We start from the raw sequence: 15,283 nt of genomic DNA, 5'->3' as shown, positions 1-15,283 counted from the left end.
ATCACGGGCAGATCCGGCGCGGCGTGAACAGCTCAGGGAAATGAAAGCCCGCCGAATGGCGGTCCGGATCCCTTGCATGGGTCCGACATAACGAACTGGCAAGAAAATGCCATACGTATCGACAGACGACAGCCCGGAATTGCTTTCGACGCATGCGGCCGGTCCGCGCGAACGTCGGCTGGTCAGTCTCGTCGTCATATTTTCGCTGCTGCTTTTTGCAATCAGCGTGCCCTACGCGAAAATGCCTTTGCCACATATTCCGGCATTTGTCGCGGTCTACGATTCCGCATTGTTCGTCGTCTATCTGGTCACCGCCGTACTGCTCTACGGGCATGGCGTGACGCTGCGCTCAAGCGCCATGTTCCTGCTGGCGGACGGCTTTTTCTATGCCTCGGCGATGATCGCGCCACATCTGCTCACCTATCCCGAAGTGTTTTCGCCCGAAGGATTGCTCGGTGCGGGCAGGCAGACCACTGCGTGGATATTCCAGTTCTGGCATGTCGGATTTCCGCTGTGCGTGATCGGCTATTCATTGATGATGCCGAAAGAATGCATCAGGGGCTCTGGAATACGCTCGATATTCGGCAGCGTGGGGCGACATGTTTCATGCACGCTGCTGCTGGCCGTACTGTCCACGCTGCTGGCAATACATGGTACGAATCTATTGCCCGACATCATGATAGGAGCACTCGGATATACCCATCGAATGTTCTGGATCGTGTCCGCAATATGGATTCTGAACGGCTTTGCGCTGTATGTGCTGTGGCGGAAGAAGCCACGCGCCGCGCTCGATCTGTGGCTCATCGTCACCATGGTGGCCTGGCTGCTGGAAGTGGCGCTGGTGGCCGTGTTCAACGCCGGGCGCTACGACCTCGGCTTCTACGTCGGGCGCGTCCACGGGCTGCTGGCGGCCAGCATGGTGCTGGTCGCGCTGGTGATCGAGAACGGGCGCCTGTACGTCCATCTCGGCCGTGCGCATGAGCGGGTGAGGCTGAAGGCGTCGGAACTCGAACGCCTGAATGCGACCGACGCGCTGACCGGCATCGCCAATCGCCGGGTGTTCGGCGAAACGCTGGGTCGCGAATGGCATCGCAGTCTGCGCAGCGGCCGGCCGCTGTCGCTGCTGATGCTGGATGTCGATCACTTCAAGCTCTACAACGACACGCACGGTCACCTCGGCGGCGACGAATGCCTGCGCAGTGTTGCGCAGGCGCTAGCGTCCTGTACGCGGCGCGCCTCCGATCTGGTGGCGCGATACGGCGGCGAGGAGTTCGCCATCCTGCTGCCGGACACCGGCGAGTCGGACGCCTCGGCGGTGGCGCAGTCGGCCTGCCGCGCCGTGCTGTCGCTGGGCATTCCGCACGGCAAGTCGTCGGTGAACGATTGCGTAACGATCAGCGTCGGGGTCGCCACCTTCGTGCCGCCGCCCGCCTTCGTCGGCAAGCTGGCCGGCAAGCCCTCTTCGCTGATCGACGCCGCTGACCAGGCGCTGTACGACGCCAAGCAGCAGGGCCGTAACCGCGTGGTGGTGCAGGTGCAGCCGGTGAGCTACCACACCAGCGGATTCACCCGGTAGTAGGACGACAGTTCGGCGTAGGCCTCGGGCAGCGCCGCGGCGAGATGATGCGGGCGCTCGAAGAAGCTTTCAGTGGCGACCGCGAAGAACTCAGCCGGGCTGTAGGCCCCGTAGGGGTCGAGCACCGGCGGCTCGTGCGCGGCGACCTGCTGGTGCAGCATCGCGTAGGCGGCGCCCATCACCGCCGCCCAGCGCGCCACGCGCGCCGCACCGCGTAGTGGGGGCGCGCCGTTTGCCTCGCCGTTCTCTTGGTCGAGCTGGTGCGCGAATTCATGGATGACGACGTTGTGCCCGTCGGCTGCGTCTGCAGCACCGGCGAGCACCGCGTCCCAGGCCAGCACCACCTGGCCGCGCGACGACGATTCGCCCAGATGCACGCGCCGCCATGCGTGCTGCACGCCGGCGGCATCGGTTTCGGTGCGGGTGACGGCGAAGGCGCCCGGATAGACCAGGATTTCGCGCAGCCCGGCGAAGTAGTCGGTCGGCCGGTTCAGGATGAGCAGGCAGGCCTGGGCGGCGATCAGCACCCGCACCTCGTCCGTGATCACCATGCCGTCGCAGCCGATGAAGCGCTTTTCCGCGACGAACACCTGGATGCGTCGGCGCAATTGCTGCTGCAGGTCAGGCGGCAGTGCGCGCCAGGCCGGCATTTTCTGCTGCAACAGACGGCGCCACTTCGCAGGAAAGGGACGCGCCCGGATGCGGCGCCGGCGCAGTGCGGTACGCAGCGGATCGGCGAACAGCCACAGTGCGGCAGACAGCAGCACCGCGATCAGGGCCGCCAGTGCGAGGGTGGAGGTGAGCGGAGTCATCAATCGCAGATAGGGGCAGCGGCGGTCGTTTCAAGGCGGGCAGATATCCTGCCTCTGTGCGCTGTCGGCGTAGGATGACCCCACCCACAGGCTGGCGCAGTCTGGCGGTTTGAATCTGAGGTCTTCCGAGCTCAACCGCGCGTCCTTGCACAGGCCCGGCGGCGTGCTACGGTGGGCGACCGTCATCGCCCCGGGGCTCACCATGCATGCCGACTGGAACGCCTGTCACCCCGGGCAACTCGCCTGTACCGGCGCGCATTTCCTGCACGCCAAGGATTTCGTGTTCCGCAAGTGGTGCGAGCTGGCGGTCGAACGCAATGTGGTGGTGCCGGTCGACTTGTCCGGTTCCTGCCGCTACGGCTCGCTGTTCATGAACCGCGTGTTCGGCGGTTCGCTGCGCGGCCATTTCCAGCACCAGTACAACTACATCGATCATCGTGTCGTCGATCTGAGTCACGACGCGGCGGACGTGGGCGCGATGACCCACCCCTATCTGCACGAGCCGGACTACTTCGAACTCGATTCACTGCAGGACTCGCTCGCCGGCTGCCTGCCGCGCGTCGACCGCTGGGTGCTGGAATTCCTGGCCGAGGTTGACGCGCGACAGCAGTGCCCGGCCGGCCCGGAACCGGCAGCGCTCGTGCTCAGAGCCTGACCGGCGTCGGCGGCGTGCCGCCGGTCAGCGCGGCGATCAGGTTGTCGGCGGCGAGGTCGGCCATGGCCTTGCGGGTGGCGCCGGTGGCACTGGCGATGTGCGGCGTCAGCACGACGTTGGGCACTTCGAGCAGGCCCGGATTCAGCTTCGGTTCGCCTTCATACACGTCGAGCGCGGCGGCGCCGATGCGGCCGCTGCGCAGCGCCTCGACCAGCGCAGCATCGTCGACCACGCCGCCGCGCGCGATATTGGTCAGCGTGGCGGTCGGCTTCATCTGTGCCAGTTCTGCAGCGCCGATGGCGTGGTGCACGGCCGGCGAATAGGGCACCACCAGTATCAGATGATCGGCTTCGCGCAGCAGCGTGTCCTTGTCCACCCAGCGCGCGCCGAGCGGCGTTTCGATGGCGGCCGGGAGCGGGCTGCGGTTGTGGTAGATCACCTTCATGCCGAAGCCGAACGCGCCGCGGCGGGCGATGGCCTGGCCGATGCGGCCCATGCCGAAGATGCCCAGCGTCTTGCCGTACACGTCGACACCATTCATCAGCGTGTAGGTCCAGTGCGTCCACCGGCCGTCGCGCAGGAAGCGTTCGCTCTCGGTGACGCGGCGGGCGGCCGCCATCATCAGCGCGAAGCCGAAGTCGGCGGTCGATTCGGTCAGCACGTCCGGCGTGTTGCTGACCAGGATGCCGCGCGCGGTGCAGGCGGCGACGTCGATGTTGTTGTAGCCGACCGCCATCGTGCACACCGCGCGCAGGCCGGGGCAGGCGTCGAGCAGCGCGGCGTCGATCTTTTCGTTGGCGGTGATGAAGACCCCGGACTTGCCCTGCAGCCGCGCAATCAGTTCGGACTGCGTCAGCAGGCGGTCTTCCTGGTTCGCGTCGACGTCGAAATGCGACGACAGACGGTCTATTAGCTCAGGCAGGACGTAGCGGGCGACGAGAATGGCAGGGCGGCTCAAGACGGGCTCCGGTGATATGCAGGAGCGCCGAATCTAGCGCGCGGCCCGCCGCCAGGCGAGCCGCAGCGCACAAGTGTTACGCGGCACGCGGCAGCACAGTTGCCGCGTGCAGGCGACTTACCAGGGCAGGGCTTCGCCCATGTGGAAGAAGCCGCCGGTCGGGCCGTCGGCCGGCAGTGTGGCCAGTTGCACGCTGGTCTTGCCGCCGTCGGCGATGTCCATCGGCGCGTTCGGGCCGCCCATGTCGGTCTTCACCCAGCCCGGGTGGGCGGAGTTCACCTTGATCGGCGTGCCGGCCAGTTCGGCCGCCAGGTGCACGGTGTAGGCGTTCAGTGCGGTCTTCGACGCGTTGTAGGCCACTTCCTTGGCCGGCGCGATCGGCGAGTCCGGCGCGCAGTGCGTACCGAGCGAACCGAGGATGGACGACAGGTTCACGATGCGGCCGGCCGGTGCCTGGCGGATCAGCGGCAGCAGGATCTGCGTCAGTTCGATCACGGCGAAGAAGTTCACGTCGAAGGTGCGGCGCAGGACGTCCTGCGACACCGTGCTGGCGTTCGGCGCGAAGAAATCGCCGAGCGCGATGCCCGCGTTGTTCACCAGGATGTCGAGCCGGCCGTACTGGCTGGCGAAGTGGTCGTACACCGCCTGGAAGGTCGACGGCTTGGTTGCATCGAAGCCGATGGCCGAGGCGGTGATGCCTTCGTTGCGCAATGCGGCGACAGCCTCTTCGCCTTTCTCTGCGTCGCGCACGCCGATCACCACCTCGATGCCGAGGCGGCCGAGGCCGCGCGCGGTTTCCAGGCCGATACCCCGGTTGCCACCGGTGATGAAGGCGACTTTCTGTTGCGTGTTCATGCTCTAGCTCCTCAGGGATTGCGGGCGTGCAGGGGCTGGTCCGGCCCTGCGTCGGAAATGTCTGCGGGCGCGCGGCTGTGCCAGCCTCCACCCAGCGCACGGATAAGACCCACGGCGGCGCGCGCACGTTCGCCTTCGAGCTGCGACGCGATGCGCCGCTGCAGCAGCACGCTGCGGTCGGCGTCGATCACGTCGAGCTGGCTGACCGAACCTTCGCGGTACTGGATCTGCGACAGCTGCGCGGCACGCGCGGCGGCGCTCACCGCCTCGTCCTGCGTGCGCGTCTGTTCCGCCAGGATGCGCAGGCCGGCCAGGTTGTCCTCGACTTCGCGGAAGGCGCCGAGCACCGTCTGGCGGTAGGCGGCGACCTCTTCGTCATAGACGGCGCTGGCGCGTTCCAACCCGGCTTCGCGCGCGCCGCCATCGAAGATGGGCAGCGTCAGCGCGGTGCCGACCAGCGGTCCGAGCACGAAGCTGCGCGTGCTCCACTGGAACAGATTGCCCAGTTCGGACGATTCGTAGCCCAGTGCGCCGGTCAGGTTCAGACGCGGAAACCACGCCGCCTGCGCGATGCCGACACGGGCGTTGGCCGCGGCCATCGCGCGCTCTGCGGCGGCGATATCGGGTCGCCGTTCGAGCAGTGCCGAAGGCAGGCCCGGCGGGATGTCGAGCGTGACCCGTTCGAGCGGCTGCGGCTCGAGCGCGAAGTCCGCCGGTGCGCGGCCCAGCAGCAGCGCCAGTGCGTGTTCGGCGTTGGCGCGACGGCGTGACACGCCGAAGGACTCGGACTGCGCCGACGCCAGTTCGGTCTTTGCGCGCGCCAGTTCCAGCTCGCTCACGTCTCCCTCGTCGAAGCGCCGCTGCACCAGGCGCAGCGTGTCGGTGCGCAGCTGCACGGTGCCGCTGTAGAGCGCCTGTTCGGCGTCCAGCTCGCGGATCAGGAAATAGGTCTGTGCGACGTCGGCCTGCAGCGCGAGCTGCAGCGAACGGAACAGCGCTTCGCGCTGCTGCGCGGTGGCGCTGGCCGCATCGACGCCGGCGGCCACGCGGCCGAACAGATCGACCTCGTAGGCGACGGTGGCCTGCGCCCGCCACAGCGTGAGGGCGCGACCGTCCGCGCTGTCGTCGAGACCCTGTGCCGCCGGTGACTGCCGTTGCCGCGTCGGCCCGAAGCCGGCACCGACCTGCGGCGACTGCTGGGAGCGGGCGTCGCGCACCAGTGCACGCGACTGGGCGAGGCGCGCGGCCGCAGCCTTCAGGTCCTGGTTGGCGTCCATCGCCTGCGCGACCAGCGTGTTCAGGCGACCGTCGCCGAACACCGTCCACCACTCGCCGCGTGCCAGTTCTTCAGATGGCTGCGCAGGCTTCCAGTCCTTGTTACCGGCCGGCGCTTCCTTGAATGCCTGCGGCGTGTCGACCGCCGGACGCTCGTAGGTCTGCATGACCGAGCAGCCCGCCAGTACCAGCAGGCTGGACAGCAGCACGGCGCCGGTCCGCAGCGAGCGATAGGCCGTTGTGGGAGCGAGCTTGCTCGCGATGGCGGCCTTCGGCTTGGCGTCGGCCGTGTTCAATGATGTGTTCATGTCCATGCTCCGGATCAGTGGGCGACGGCTGCGACATCGGGCAGCGGCGTGTGGCCGGCGTGGGTGAGGCGCTTGCCCGAGGCCTTGCGCAGCAGCACGTAGAACACCGGGGTCAGGAAGAGGCCGAAGAAGGTGACGCCCAGCATGCCGGAGAACACCGCCACGCCCATGGCATGACGCATTTCCGAACCGGCACCGCTCGACGTGACCAGCGGCACCACGCCCATGATGAAAGCGATCGATGTCATCAGGATCGGGCGCAGGCGCAGCCGGCTGGCTTCGATCGCCGCCTCGACGATGCCGCGTCCGCGCAGTTCCAGTTCGCGGGCGAATTCGACGATCAGGATGGCGTTCTTCGCCGACAGCCCGACCAGCACCATCAGGCCGATCTGCGTGAAGATGTTGTTGTCGCCGGCGGTGAGCCAGACGCCGGTCAGCGCGGCCAGGATGCTCATCGGCACGATGAGGATGACGGCCAGCGGCAGCGTGAGGCTTTCGTACTGTGCGGCGAGCACCAGGAACACCAGCAGCACGCTGATCGGGAACACCCAGACCCCGGCGTTGCCGGCCAGGATCTTCTGGTAGATCAGGTCCGTCCATTCGTACTTGACGCCGCGCGGCAGCACTTCGTCGGCGATGCGCTCGGCCGCGGCCTGCGCCTGGTCGGACGAATAGCCGGGCGCCGGGCCGCCGTTGATGTCGGCCGAGGTGTAGCCGTTGTAGCGCACCACCATTTCCGGGCCGAAGCTCTGCTTCACCTTGACCAGCGAGGACAGCGGCACCATGTCGCCATTCGCGTTGCGTGTCTTCAGCGCCAGGATGTCCGCGGCTTCGGCGCGGAAGGGCGCGTCAGCCTGGGCACGCACCTGATAGACGCGACCGAAGCGGTTGAAGTCATTCACGTAGAGCGAACCGAGGTAGATCTGCATGGTGTCGAACACGTCGGTGATCGGCACGCCGAGCTGCTTGGCCTTCACGCGGTCCAGGTCGACGTCGAGCTGCGGCACGTTGATCTGGTAGCTGGAGAAGGTCGGGCCCAGTTCCGGCGCCTTCGCTGCGGCGGCGATGAAGGCTTCCTTGGCCGCTTCCAGTTCGGCGTAGCCGAGCGCGCCGCGGTCCTGCAGCTGCAGCTTGAAGCCGCCCAGCGTGCCCAGACCCATGACCGGCGGCGGCGGGAACACGGCGATGTAGGCGTCCTTGATGTCGGCGAACTTGGCGTTCAGCGACGCGGCGATTGCGCCGGCCGACAGTTCCGGGCTCTTGCGCTCGTCGAAGGGCTTCAGCGTCGCGAACACGATGCCGGCGCTCGAACTGTTGGTGAAGCCGTTGATCGACAGACCGGGGAAGGCGACCGCGTTCTCGACGCCCGGCTGGGCCAGCGCGATCTCGCCCATGCGGCGGATCACGTCTTCGGTGCGGTCGATCGAGGCGCCGGCCGGCAGCTGGGTGAAGCTGATCAGGTACTGCTTGTCCTGCGCCGGCACGAAGCCGCCGGGCACCAGATAGGACAGGCCGACCGTTGCGCCGAGCAGCACGGCATACACGCCCATGGCTGCGCCCTTGCGCTGGATCATGCCGCTGACGCCGCGCCCGTAGCTTTCCGAGCTGCGGTTGAAGAAGCGGTTGAAGCGCGCGAAGAAGCCGCCGAACACGGCGTTCATCGCCCGCGTCAGCGCGTCCGGCTTGGCGTCGTGACCCTTCAGCAGCATGGCCGCCAGTGCCGGCGACAGCGTCAGCGAGTTGAAGGCGGAAATCACCGTCGAGATGGCGATGGTCATCGCGAACTGCTTGTAGAACTGGCCGGTCAGGCCGGTCATGAAGGCCAGCGGCACGAACACGGCGACCAGGGTCAGCGCGATGGCGATGATGGGCCCGCTCACCTCCTGCATTGCGCGGTAGGTGGCTTCGCGTGCCGACAGCCCTTCGGCGATGTTGCGCTCCACGTTCTCGACCACCACGATGGCGTCATCGACCACGATGCCGATCGCCAGCACCATGCCGAACAGCGACAGCGCGTTGATCGAGTAACCGAAGCCCAGCATCAGCGAGAAGGTGCCGACGATGGACACCGGTACCGCCAGCAGCGGAATGATGGAGGCGCGCCAGGTCTGCAGGAACACGATGACCACCAGCACCACCAGCGCGATCGCTTCGAGCAGCGTCACGATGACCGCCTTGATCGACGCGCGGACGAACTGCGTGGGGTCGTAGACGATGCGGTATTCGACCGAGGGCGGAAAATCCTTGGCCAGTTCGGCCATGGTTTCGCGCACCGCGGCCGACACGTCGAGCGCGTTGGCACCGGGCGCCTGACGGATGGGCAGCGCCACCGCCGGCTTGTTGTCGAGCAGCGAGCGCAGGCCGTATTCGGAGGCCGCCAGTTCGACCCGGGCGACGTCGGCCAGCCGCGTGATGCTGCCGTCGGGCGAGGACTTCAGGATGATGTCCGAGAACTCCTCGACCGTCTGCAGACGACCTTGCGCGTTGACCGACAGCTGCAGCGGCACGTCGGCCGAATTCGGCGAGGCACCGATGACGCCGGCTGCCACCTGCACGTTCTGTTCACGGATCGCGCGCACCACGTCGCTGGCCGTCATGTTGCGCTGGGCCACCTTCTGCGGATCCAGCCACACGCGCATCGCGTAGTTGCCGGAGCCGAACAGGCCGACCTCACCGACGCCCTTGATGCGCGCCAGGCGGTCCTTCACGTTGATGACGGCGTAGTTGCGCAGATAGGTCGTGTCGTAGCGGTTGTCCGGCGAAATCAGGTGCACCACCATGGTCAGCGTGGGCGAGCTCTTGAGCGTGGTCACGCCGAGCCGCTGCACGTCTTCCGGCAGCCTTGGCATCGCCTGCGACACACGGTTCTGCACCAGCTGCTGCGCCTTGTCCGGGTCCATGCCGAGGTTGAAGTAGACGGTCAGCGTCAGGTTGCCGTCGCTGTTGGCCTGCGACTGCATGTACAGCATGTCCTCGACGCCGTTGATCGCCTCTTCCAGCGGCGACGCCACGGTTTCGGCGATCACCTTGGGGTTGGCGCCCGGGAACTGGGCGCGCACGACGACCGACGGCGGCACCACTTCCGGGTATTCGGAAATCGGCAGCTGGAACAGCGACAGCGCGCCGGCCAGCAGGATGAGCACCGACAGCACACCGGCGAAGATGGGTCGGTCGATGAAGAATCTGGAAATGTTCATGGCATCAGGCCTTCACGTTCGGAGCACGCCGGGCCGGCTGCGCGGGCGCACCGACCAGGCTTTCGCGGTTCATCGGCACGCTCTTCGGTGCCACGGTGTCGCCCGGGCGGGTGCGCTGCAGGCCGCTGACGACGATGCGTTCGCCGGCGTTCAGGCCGTTCTCGATGATGCGCAGGCCACTCTGACGCGCGCCCAGCCGCACTTCGCGGTAGGCGGTGCGATTGGTCTCGTCGACCACCAGCACGAAGCGCTTGTCCTGATCGGTGCCGATGGCGCGTTCGTCGATCAGCACCGCTTCGCGCGGGGCACCGCCACCGAGGCGGATGCGCGCGTAGAGGCCGGGCAGCAGCAGGCCGTCGGCGTTGTCGAACACGGCGCGCACGCGGATGGTGCCGGACGAGGTGTCGAGCCGGTTGTCGACCGAGGCCACGGTGCCGCGGCGCGAATGGCCCTCTTCGTCGGCCAGGCCGAGGAAGACCGGCACCGGTTCGCCGCCGGCGGCGCGAGCCGGATTCACGTACTTCAGGAAGCTCTGCTCGTCGACGTCGAAGGCGGCGTAGATCGTGTCCATCGACACCAGCGTGGTCAGCGGCGTGGTGCCGGCGCCGGCGGCGACGATGTTGCCCACGGTCACTTCGGCGCGCGAAATGCGGCCAGACACCGGGGCGGTGATGCGCGTGTATTCGAGGTTGAGTTTCGCCGCGGTCAGCGCGGCCTGCGCCGCCTGGACCTGGGCGGCGGCTTCGCGCGCGGCGTTCTGCTTCTCGTCGAGGTCGCGCTTCGCGATCGCGTTGTCGGCCGCCAGGCGCTGGCCGCGCGCGAGGTCGGTCGCGGTGTAGGCGGCCCGCGTTTCGGTCGCCGCCAGCTGCGCCTGTGCGCGCTCGACTTCGGCCGCGTAGGGGCGCGGATCGATGGTGAACAGCACGTCGCCCTTCTTCACGCGGGCACCGTCGCGGAAATGCACTGCGGTCAGCGTGCCGGACACCAGGGGCCGTATTTCGACGCGATCCACCGCCTCCAGCCGGCCGGAATAGTCCTGCCAGTCGATGATGGTCTGGCGGCTGACCTCGGCCACTTCGACCGGGGTGGCGGCCGGCGCGGCCGCTGCGGCGGGCGGTGTGTCGGCTTGTGCGCGCATGACGGCAAAGCCGCCGGTGGCAACCAGTGCGGTGATGACGAGGGCGAGGGCGGTGCGCGTGTGCGGGATGGACATGGCGGCTTCCTTGCTGGAGGGTTGGATGGAATGAAGAGGCATCGGATCGGTGTTCAGACGGCGTGACGGGCGTCGTTGTGACCGGCCTGCGCGCGGCCGAGCCGGCAGCGCAGGAACTGGACGACGCCGTCGAGCAGCGGCGGATGGGCGAGCAGGGTGGCGTGCGTGATGCCGGCGAAACGCTCGACCTGGGTGTGCACGCCGGCGGCGATCAGCGCCGCGGCATATTTCTCCGCTTCGCAATGCAGCAGGTCGCGCCCGGCGGTGGCGATGTAGGCTGCCGGCAGACCGGCCTGGCGGCACGACTCCAGCGGTGCGGCGTAGGGGTGCAGGCGCTGCGACAGCTGCGGCAGGTACTGGCGGTAGCAGTCGGCGCAGTCCTCGGCGCGCAGGTCGGACTGCAGACGCGCGGCGTCGCCGGTGCGCGTCATGCTCGGGTCCAGCATCGGGCCGATCAGCACCTGCACGGCGATGTGCACGTCCTGCCGGTCGCGCGCGATCAGCGCCAGGCTGGCGGCGAGGTTGCCGCCAGCGTCGTCGCCGGCGACCGCGATGCGCTGCGCGTCGGCGCCGAGCGTGGCCGCGTTGTCGGCGGCCCACAGCGTCGCCGCGTAGGCGTCCTCGGGCGCAGCCGGAAACGGGTGTGCCGGCGCCAGCGCGTAATCGACCGACACCACGACCGCGGGCAGCGTCGCCGCGATGTGGCGCGCCGGCACGTCGGCGTCGTCCAGCGATCCGCCGACGAAGCCGCCGCCGTGCAGATACATCACCAGCGGCAGCAGGGTGTCCGAACGCGGCTGGTAGATGCGCAGCGGCAGGCGGCCGTGCGGGCCGGCGATGTCGATGTTGCGCACGTGCGGTGCAGCGGTGCCGTGCGCGTCGGGGTGCAGCAGATTCATGCGGTCAGTCCTGCCGGCTATGCCGGGGTCAAGGTGTGACCGGATTCTGTATGTTGGCTCGCTGTGGATAAACTGGTCTAATCTGGTAACACTGTTCGCTGAGTGCGAATAATCGGACGAGGTCCGGTGCGCACTCGCTTGCCTACCCTTGTCCGGAGTTGCGCCATGGATCGTTTCCAGGCCATGCAGGTATTCACCCGCGTCGTCGATTCCAACAGCTTCACGCGTGCCGCCGACAGCCTCGGCCTGCCGCGTGCCACGGTCACTACCGCGGTGCAGAACCTGGAAAACCTGCTGCAGGTGCGTCTGCTCAACCGCACGACGCGGCGCATCAGCCTGACACCCGACGGCGCCGCCTATTACGAGCGCTGTGCGCGCATCTTGGCCGACGTCGAGGAGGCGGAAGCGTCCTTCCGCGAGGTGGCCCGCGGGCCCAAGGGCCGTCTGCGCATCGACGTGCCGGCGCCGGTCGGGCGGCTGGTGCTGATTCCGCGCATGTGCGAATTCCACAGCCGCTATCCGGACATCGAACTGGCCATTGGCATGGGCGACCGTCCGGTCGACCTGGTGCGGGAAAGCGTCGATTGCGTCATCCGCATCGGCGAACTGCAGGACTCGACGCTGGTCGCGCGACGCATCGGCACGATGGAGACCGTCACCTGCGCGTCGCCCGATTACATCGAACGTCACGGCGAGCCGGTCGCGTTGGCCGACCTGCAGCAGCATCGCGCGGTGCATTACTTCTCCAGCCGCACCGGTCGCATCTACGACCTCGATTTCGTCGTCGAGGGCGAGGTAACCGAAGTCAAGGTGCCGGGCAAGGTGTCGGTGAACGACGGTGACGCCTACGTCGCTTGCGGGCTGCAGGGTTTCGGCCTGATCCAGCCGCCGCGCTTCATGGTGCAGGCCCACCTGCAGTCGGGTGCCTTGCGCGAAGTGCTGCCGCAGTGGCGGCCGTCACCGATGCCGATATCGGTGGTCTATCTGCAGAACCGTCACCTGTCGCCCAAAGTGCGTGCCTTCGTCGACTGGGCGGCCGAACTGTTCGGGCGCTGCCCGATACTGGGCGGCTGCGACCAGGCCTGCAGCAAGGCGGAGCCGAAGGACGGCGACATGCGTCAGGCGATACTGGGCCTGCAGGCGGTCGAGGCCGGCAGCTACTGATCGCGACATGAAATTGTCGGTCGCAGGCTCCGATCCAGGCGGCTGCCGGGGCCGGAAATTCATCTGCCTCGCCGCGGCGGGAAGTACCACCATGCCACCGCCACCAGCAGTGCGAACAGCGAATAGGCGAGCGTGAACACCCAGGACGGCGCTTCGTAATAGAGCAGTCGCTGCACCCAGTGCTCGATGAAACTCGCACCGTAGGTCGCCTCGCCCGCCTGCCGGCGCAGCCAGATCTCGAGCGTGGTCAGCGGACATGCCTGTCCCATCCAGGCCTGCGCAACGACGATGCCGATGGCGGCCAGATGGGTCAGCCGGAAGTGCAGCGCGTTGACCCAGCGCCAGCGCAGCGTGTTGCCGACGATCACCAGCACCAGCCCGCCGACGACGAACAGCACGACGGCGAAGTGCAGCAAAAGGACGGCGTCCGCGAGCAGTCGGTACGAGGGCGAGAGAAGCATTGGGGGATCGATTGCAGTGATTCCAGGAGTGTGTGGCCACCTGTGCTGCAAGTCTCGCTTATGGGATCAGGCGTTTGGACAGAGTATCAGGGCGACCCGTGCCGTCGGTCCGTGTCGATCCCTTCTTCGACTTGGACGGCTGGCTGCAGATATCGGCCGCCCCGCTCGATATCGTCTATCGGCTGCTTCCAGTCGGGCGAGTCCGGTATCAAACACCAGAGCGACGCCTGAACTCCAGAAGCATAATGTTCCCAGCCCACAACTCGTAATCCGAAGTGGGCGTTGATGCGTGCTTCGATGTCGCACATGTATTTTCCGCAGTGTTGAACCCATCTCATATTCAGGGCGGCGATCCAGAACAGGGCGATCGCCGCGATGGCAGCCACCGCGATGACTATCCAGCCGTGTCGCCACTTATCGAGTTGGTCCGCCGCTGGCACCGCGAATGCTGCAATGGCTCCGCCATAGGCGACGTGTGAAAACGCCGTGCGCAAGCGTTCCCTGACCTCTTCCTTTAAGTGGTCATACTCTTTCAAGACCACTTCGATAGCGCCGTCCGGAAGCTTTGTGTAGACAGACATTGGACGAGCTCCTTCGGGATTGGATGCTGATTGAAGTGTGACCTGTGATGATGAATCTCGACGTTTCTCTCGTTGTTCTATCTCATGGCTGTTGGGCGGCGGCAGTGTCCTTGCGGTCGTGCGCAGCCCTGTACAGTCCGCACGCCAGACTTCGCATCGAGTGATTGCGAATGATGTTTGCCTTTGGATCAAAGTTGTAGCGATATTCCCAGACAGACGGATGCTCGGTGTACGGCGCCAGGCGGCTTGTGAAGAGGCGGATATATGCCAGGACTTCGCCGTGCTCGAATATCCGGTTGATTCGCAGTCCATTCGCGTTGTGCGTGCGTGGAGGATCTGGCGACGAGTACCAGCCCGTCACCGGGGACGGATCAAACGCAAATACTTCGGACACTCGCGGACCTCGTGCGTGTGAGGGATCCTGCTTGAAGGTGTATGCAAAATGCTGGGCGAGTCCGCCGCCCAGCGAGTGACCTGTCGAGACGATCCGAATCGTGTCTCCGTTGGGGTGGCGCAGCACATCGGAATCGGCTATGAGCAGGTAAGTCTGAGGATTCGAACGCAGGCGCTCATGAAACTCCTCGGCCACTTGGCGTGCGGTAAACGTGTACTGGTCCTCATGTCCAGGAATGAAACGGAGAAACCAGCGGAGATTGGCCGTCCAGTCAGGAATCTCCAGAAAGTTCGTTCCTTCGAAGACCACGACGATCTCCCGCGGGCTGGTTTCCTTCTCCAGAACGAGAAGGTAGAGGCCCTTCTTTCGCATGGCCCGGGTCAGTGTCTCGCTCGGAAAATCCTCCCAGGCAGTCCAACCGGCCGGCATGGGCGGCCTGTTCATCGTTCCGCATGCAGCAACCTTGTCACTTTCGGCGGTATCCGTTGAGACCTGCCTGTCAGCCATGGAGCGCAGCCGTGCTGCCTCGTATGCATAGTCGCTCATTGCGGCGTACTGCCACTGCATCCTTGCATGAGGCTCCGCATCAGCCGGTTCATCGTACTTTCCTTTGCGCGGATCACGGACCAGTACCTGATGCGATTCCTGAGTGAACGTCGCACATCCTGAAAGTCCGGCTCCGAACGCAAATAGAGATGCAAGGAAGGCGCAGGTTCGATTCAGCATGAAGAGCCTCATGTCGTATGTCACGTGGTTCTGGTTGTAGGGGGCGAGATGCCCCTGCTACCTCGACATCGTATGCCAATTGCGCGTTTGTGCAGCCGCATGGGAGATGTCGTGCGAGGCGCCGACGGTGTCCGTCGCGCCAAGGGAGTTCTCGAACCCCGCCAGCTCCCCGGTGCACGTGAATTCGTGCGTGCGGTCGTGTCATGCCG

13 protein-coding genes are annotated in these 15,283 nt (G+C 66.3%); 3 read left to right on the top strand and 10 right to left on the bottom strand.

Translation table 11 applies throughout. From position 1 onward, the window contains the following. Positions 1 to 241: 241 nt before the first annotated feature. The gene (locus IV112_RS11040) at positions 242 to 1,576 is read left to right on the top strand and encodes a sensor domain-containing diguanylate cyclase (RefSeq protein ID WP_304003539.1); all 1,335 of its coding nucleotides are present in this window, start codon (positions 242 to 244) and stop codon (positions 1,574 to 1,576) included. On the opposite strand, the gene IV112_RS11035 is transcribed toward IV112_RS11040, so the two are convergent. Beyond that, positions 1,549 to 2,388, bottom strand: coding sequence for a zinc-dependent peptidase (locus IV112_RS11035; RefSeq protein WP_304003538.1), 840 nt, complete (start codon positions 2,386 to 2,388; stop codon positions 1,549 to 1,551). The genes IV112_RS11040 and IV112_RS11035 overlap by 28 nt on opposite strands. 202 nt (positions 2,389 to 2,590) lie before the next feature. On the opposite strand from IV112_RS11035, the gene IV112_RS11030 reads away from it, so the two are divergent. Then, on the top strand, positions 2,591 to 3,043 hold the full coding sequence (locus IV112_RS11030) for a transcriptional regulator (protein ID WP_304003537.1): 453 nt from the start codon (positions 2,591 to 2,593) through the stop codon (positions 3,041 to 3,043). Here the strand turns inward: IV112_RS11030 and IV112_RS11025 are convergent. The 6 genes from IV112_RS11025 to IV112_RS11000 all read right to left on the bottom strand — a co-directional run bounded on the left by IV112_RS11025 (position 3,033) and on the right by IV112_RS11000 (position 11,748). After that, positions 3,033 to 4,001, bottom strand: coding sequence for a 2-hydroxyacid dehydrogenase (locus IV112_RS11025; RefSeq protein ID WP_304003536.1), 969 nt, complete (start codon positions 3,999 to 4,001; stop codon positions 3,033 to 3,035). The genes IV112_RS11030 and IV112_RS11025 overlap by 11 nt on opposite strands. A gap of 117 nt (positions 4,002 to 4,118) precedes the next feature. Further along, entirely contained in the window at positions 4,119 to 4,856 is a 738-nt protein-coding gene (locus IV112_RS11020; protein WP_304003535.1) for an SDR family oxidoreductase, read from the bottom strand. 11 nt (positions 4,857 to 4,867) lie between these two features. Then, a complete protein-coding gene (locus tag IV112_RS11015) occupies positions 4,868 to 6,439 on the bottom strand; it encodes an efflux transporter outer membrane subunit (protein ID WP_304003534.1) in 1,572 nt (523 codons plus the stop codon). 14 nt (positions 6,440 to 6,453) lie between these two features. After that, entirely contained in the window at positions 6,454 to 9,636 is a 3,183-nt protein-coding gene (locus IV112_RS11010; RefSeq protein WP_304003533.1) for an efflux RND transporter permease subunit, read from the bottom strand. A 4-nt stretch (positions 9,637 to 9,640) separates the two neighbouring features. Continuing rightward, entirely contained in the window at positions 9,641 to 10,849 is a 1,209-nt protein-coding gene (locus tag IV112_RS11005) for an efflux RND transporter periplasmic adaptor subunit (RefSeq protein WP_304003532.1), read from the bottom strand. A 53-nt stretch (positions 10,850 to 10,902) separates the two neighbouring features. Continuing rightward, positions 10,903 to 11,748, bottom strand: a complete 846-nt coding sequence (locus IV112_RS11000; RefSeq protein ID WP_304003530.1) for an alpha/beta hydrolase — start codon at positions 11,746 to 11,748, stop codon at positions 10,903 to 10,905. Positions 11,749 to 11,913: 165 nt separating this feature from the next. Here IV112_RS11000 and IV112_RS10995 point away from each other — a divergent pair, with 165 nt between their 5' ends. Continuing rightward, positions 11,914 to 12,912: a LysR family transcriptional regulator gene (locus IV112_RS10995; RefSeq protein WP_304003529.1), complete on the top strand. Its 999-nt coding sequence runs from the start codon at positions 11,914 to 11,916 to the stop codon at positions 12,910 to 12,912. A 59-nt stretch (positions 12,913 to 12,971) separates the two neighbouring features. Here the strand turns inward: IV112_RS10995 and IV112_RS10990 are convergent, their stop codons facing one another. The 3 genes from IV112_RS10990 to IV112_RS10980 all read right to left on the bottom strand — a co-directional run bounded on the left by IV112_RS10990 (position 12,972) and on the right by IV112_RS10980 (position 15,074). Further along, the gene (locus IV112_RS10990) at positions 12,972 to 13,373 is read right to left on the bottom strand and encodes a DUF2784 domain-containing protein (protein WP_304003528.1); all 402 of its coding nucleotides are present in this window, start codon (positions 13,371 to 13,373) and stop codon (positions 12,972 to 12,974) included. 86 nt (positions 13,374 to 13,459) lie between these two features. After that, a complete protein-coding gene (locus IV112_RS10985) occupies positions 13,460 to 13,954 on the bottom strand; it encodes a hypothetical protein (RefSeq protein WP_304003526.1) in 495 nt (164 codons plus the stop codon). Between the two features lie 82 nt (positions 13,955 to 14,036). Then, the gene (locus IV112_RS10980; protein ID WP_304003525.1) at positions 14,037 to 15,074 is read right to left on the bottom strand and encodes a lipase family protein; all 1,038 of its coding nucleotides are present in this window, start codon (positions 15,072 to 15,074) and stop codon (positions 14,037 to 14,039) included. Positions 15,075 to 15,283 lie beyond the last annotated feature (209 nt).

The sequence above is a fragment of the Methyloversatilis discipulorum genome (assembly GCF_018780585.1).
GTDB classification, from domain to species: Bacteria; Pseudomonadota; Gammaproteobacteria; order Burkholderiales; family Rhodocyclaceae; genus Methyloversatilis; species Methyloversatilis discipulorum_B.
This window is presented reverse-complemented; position numbering and strand designations above follow the sequence as displayed.

Bases quoted from the DNA above. Each gene is read 5' to 3' on its own strand.
- IV112_RS11040 (WP_304003539.1), top strand. From the start codon at position 242: ATGCCTTTGCCACATATTCCGGCATTTGTCGCGGTCTACGATTCCGCA.
- IV112_RS11035 (WP_304003538.1), bottom strand. From the start codon at position 2,388: ATGACTCCGCTCACCTCCACCCTCGCACTGGCGGCCCTGATCGCGGTG.
- IV112_RS11030 (WP_304003537.1), top strand. From the start codon at position 2,591: ATGCATGCCGACTGGAACGCCTGTCACCCCGGGCAACTCGCCTGTACC.
- IV112_RS11020 (WP_304003535.1), bottom strand. From the start codon at position 4,856: ATGAACACGCAACAGAAAGTCGCCTTCATCACCGGTGGCAACCGGGGT.
- IV112_RS11015 (WP_304003534.1), bottom strand. From the start codon at position 6,439: ATGAACACATCATTGAACACGGCCGACGCCAAGCCGAAGGCCGCCATC.
- IV112_RS11010 (WP_304003533.1), bottom strand. From the start codon at position 9,636: ATGAACATTTCCAGATTCTTCATCGACCGACCCATCTTCGCCGGTGTG.
- IV112_RS11005 (WP_304003532.1), bottom strand. From the start codon at position 10,849: ATGTCCATCCCGCACACGCGCACCGCCCTCGCCCTCGTCATCACCGCA.
- IV112_RS11000 (WP_304003530.1), bottom strand. From the start codon at position 11,748: ATGAATCTGCTGCACCCCGACGCGCACGGCACCGCTGCACCGCACGTG.
- IV112_RS10995 (WP_304003529.1), top strand. From the start codon at position 11,914: ATGGATCGTTTCCAGGCCATGCAGGTATTCACCCGCGTCGTCGATTCC.
- IV112_RS10990 (WP_304003528.1), bottom strand. From the start codon at position 13,373: ATGCTTCTCTCGCCCTCGTACCGACTGCTCGCGGACGCCGTCCTTTTG.
- IV112_RS10985 (WP_304003526.1), bottom strand. From the start codon at position 13,954: ATGTCTGTCTACACAAAGCTTCCGGACGGCGCTATCGAAGTGGTCTTG.
- IV112_RS10980 (WP_304003525.1), bottom strand. From the start codon at position 15,074: ATGCTGAATCGAACCTGCGCCTTCCTTGCATCTCTATTTGCGTTCGGA.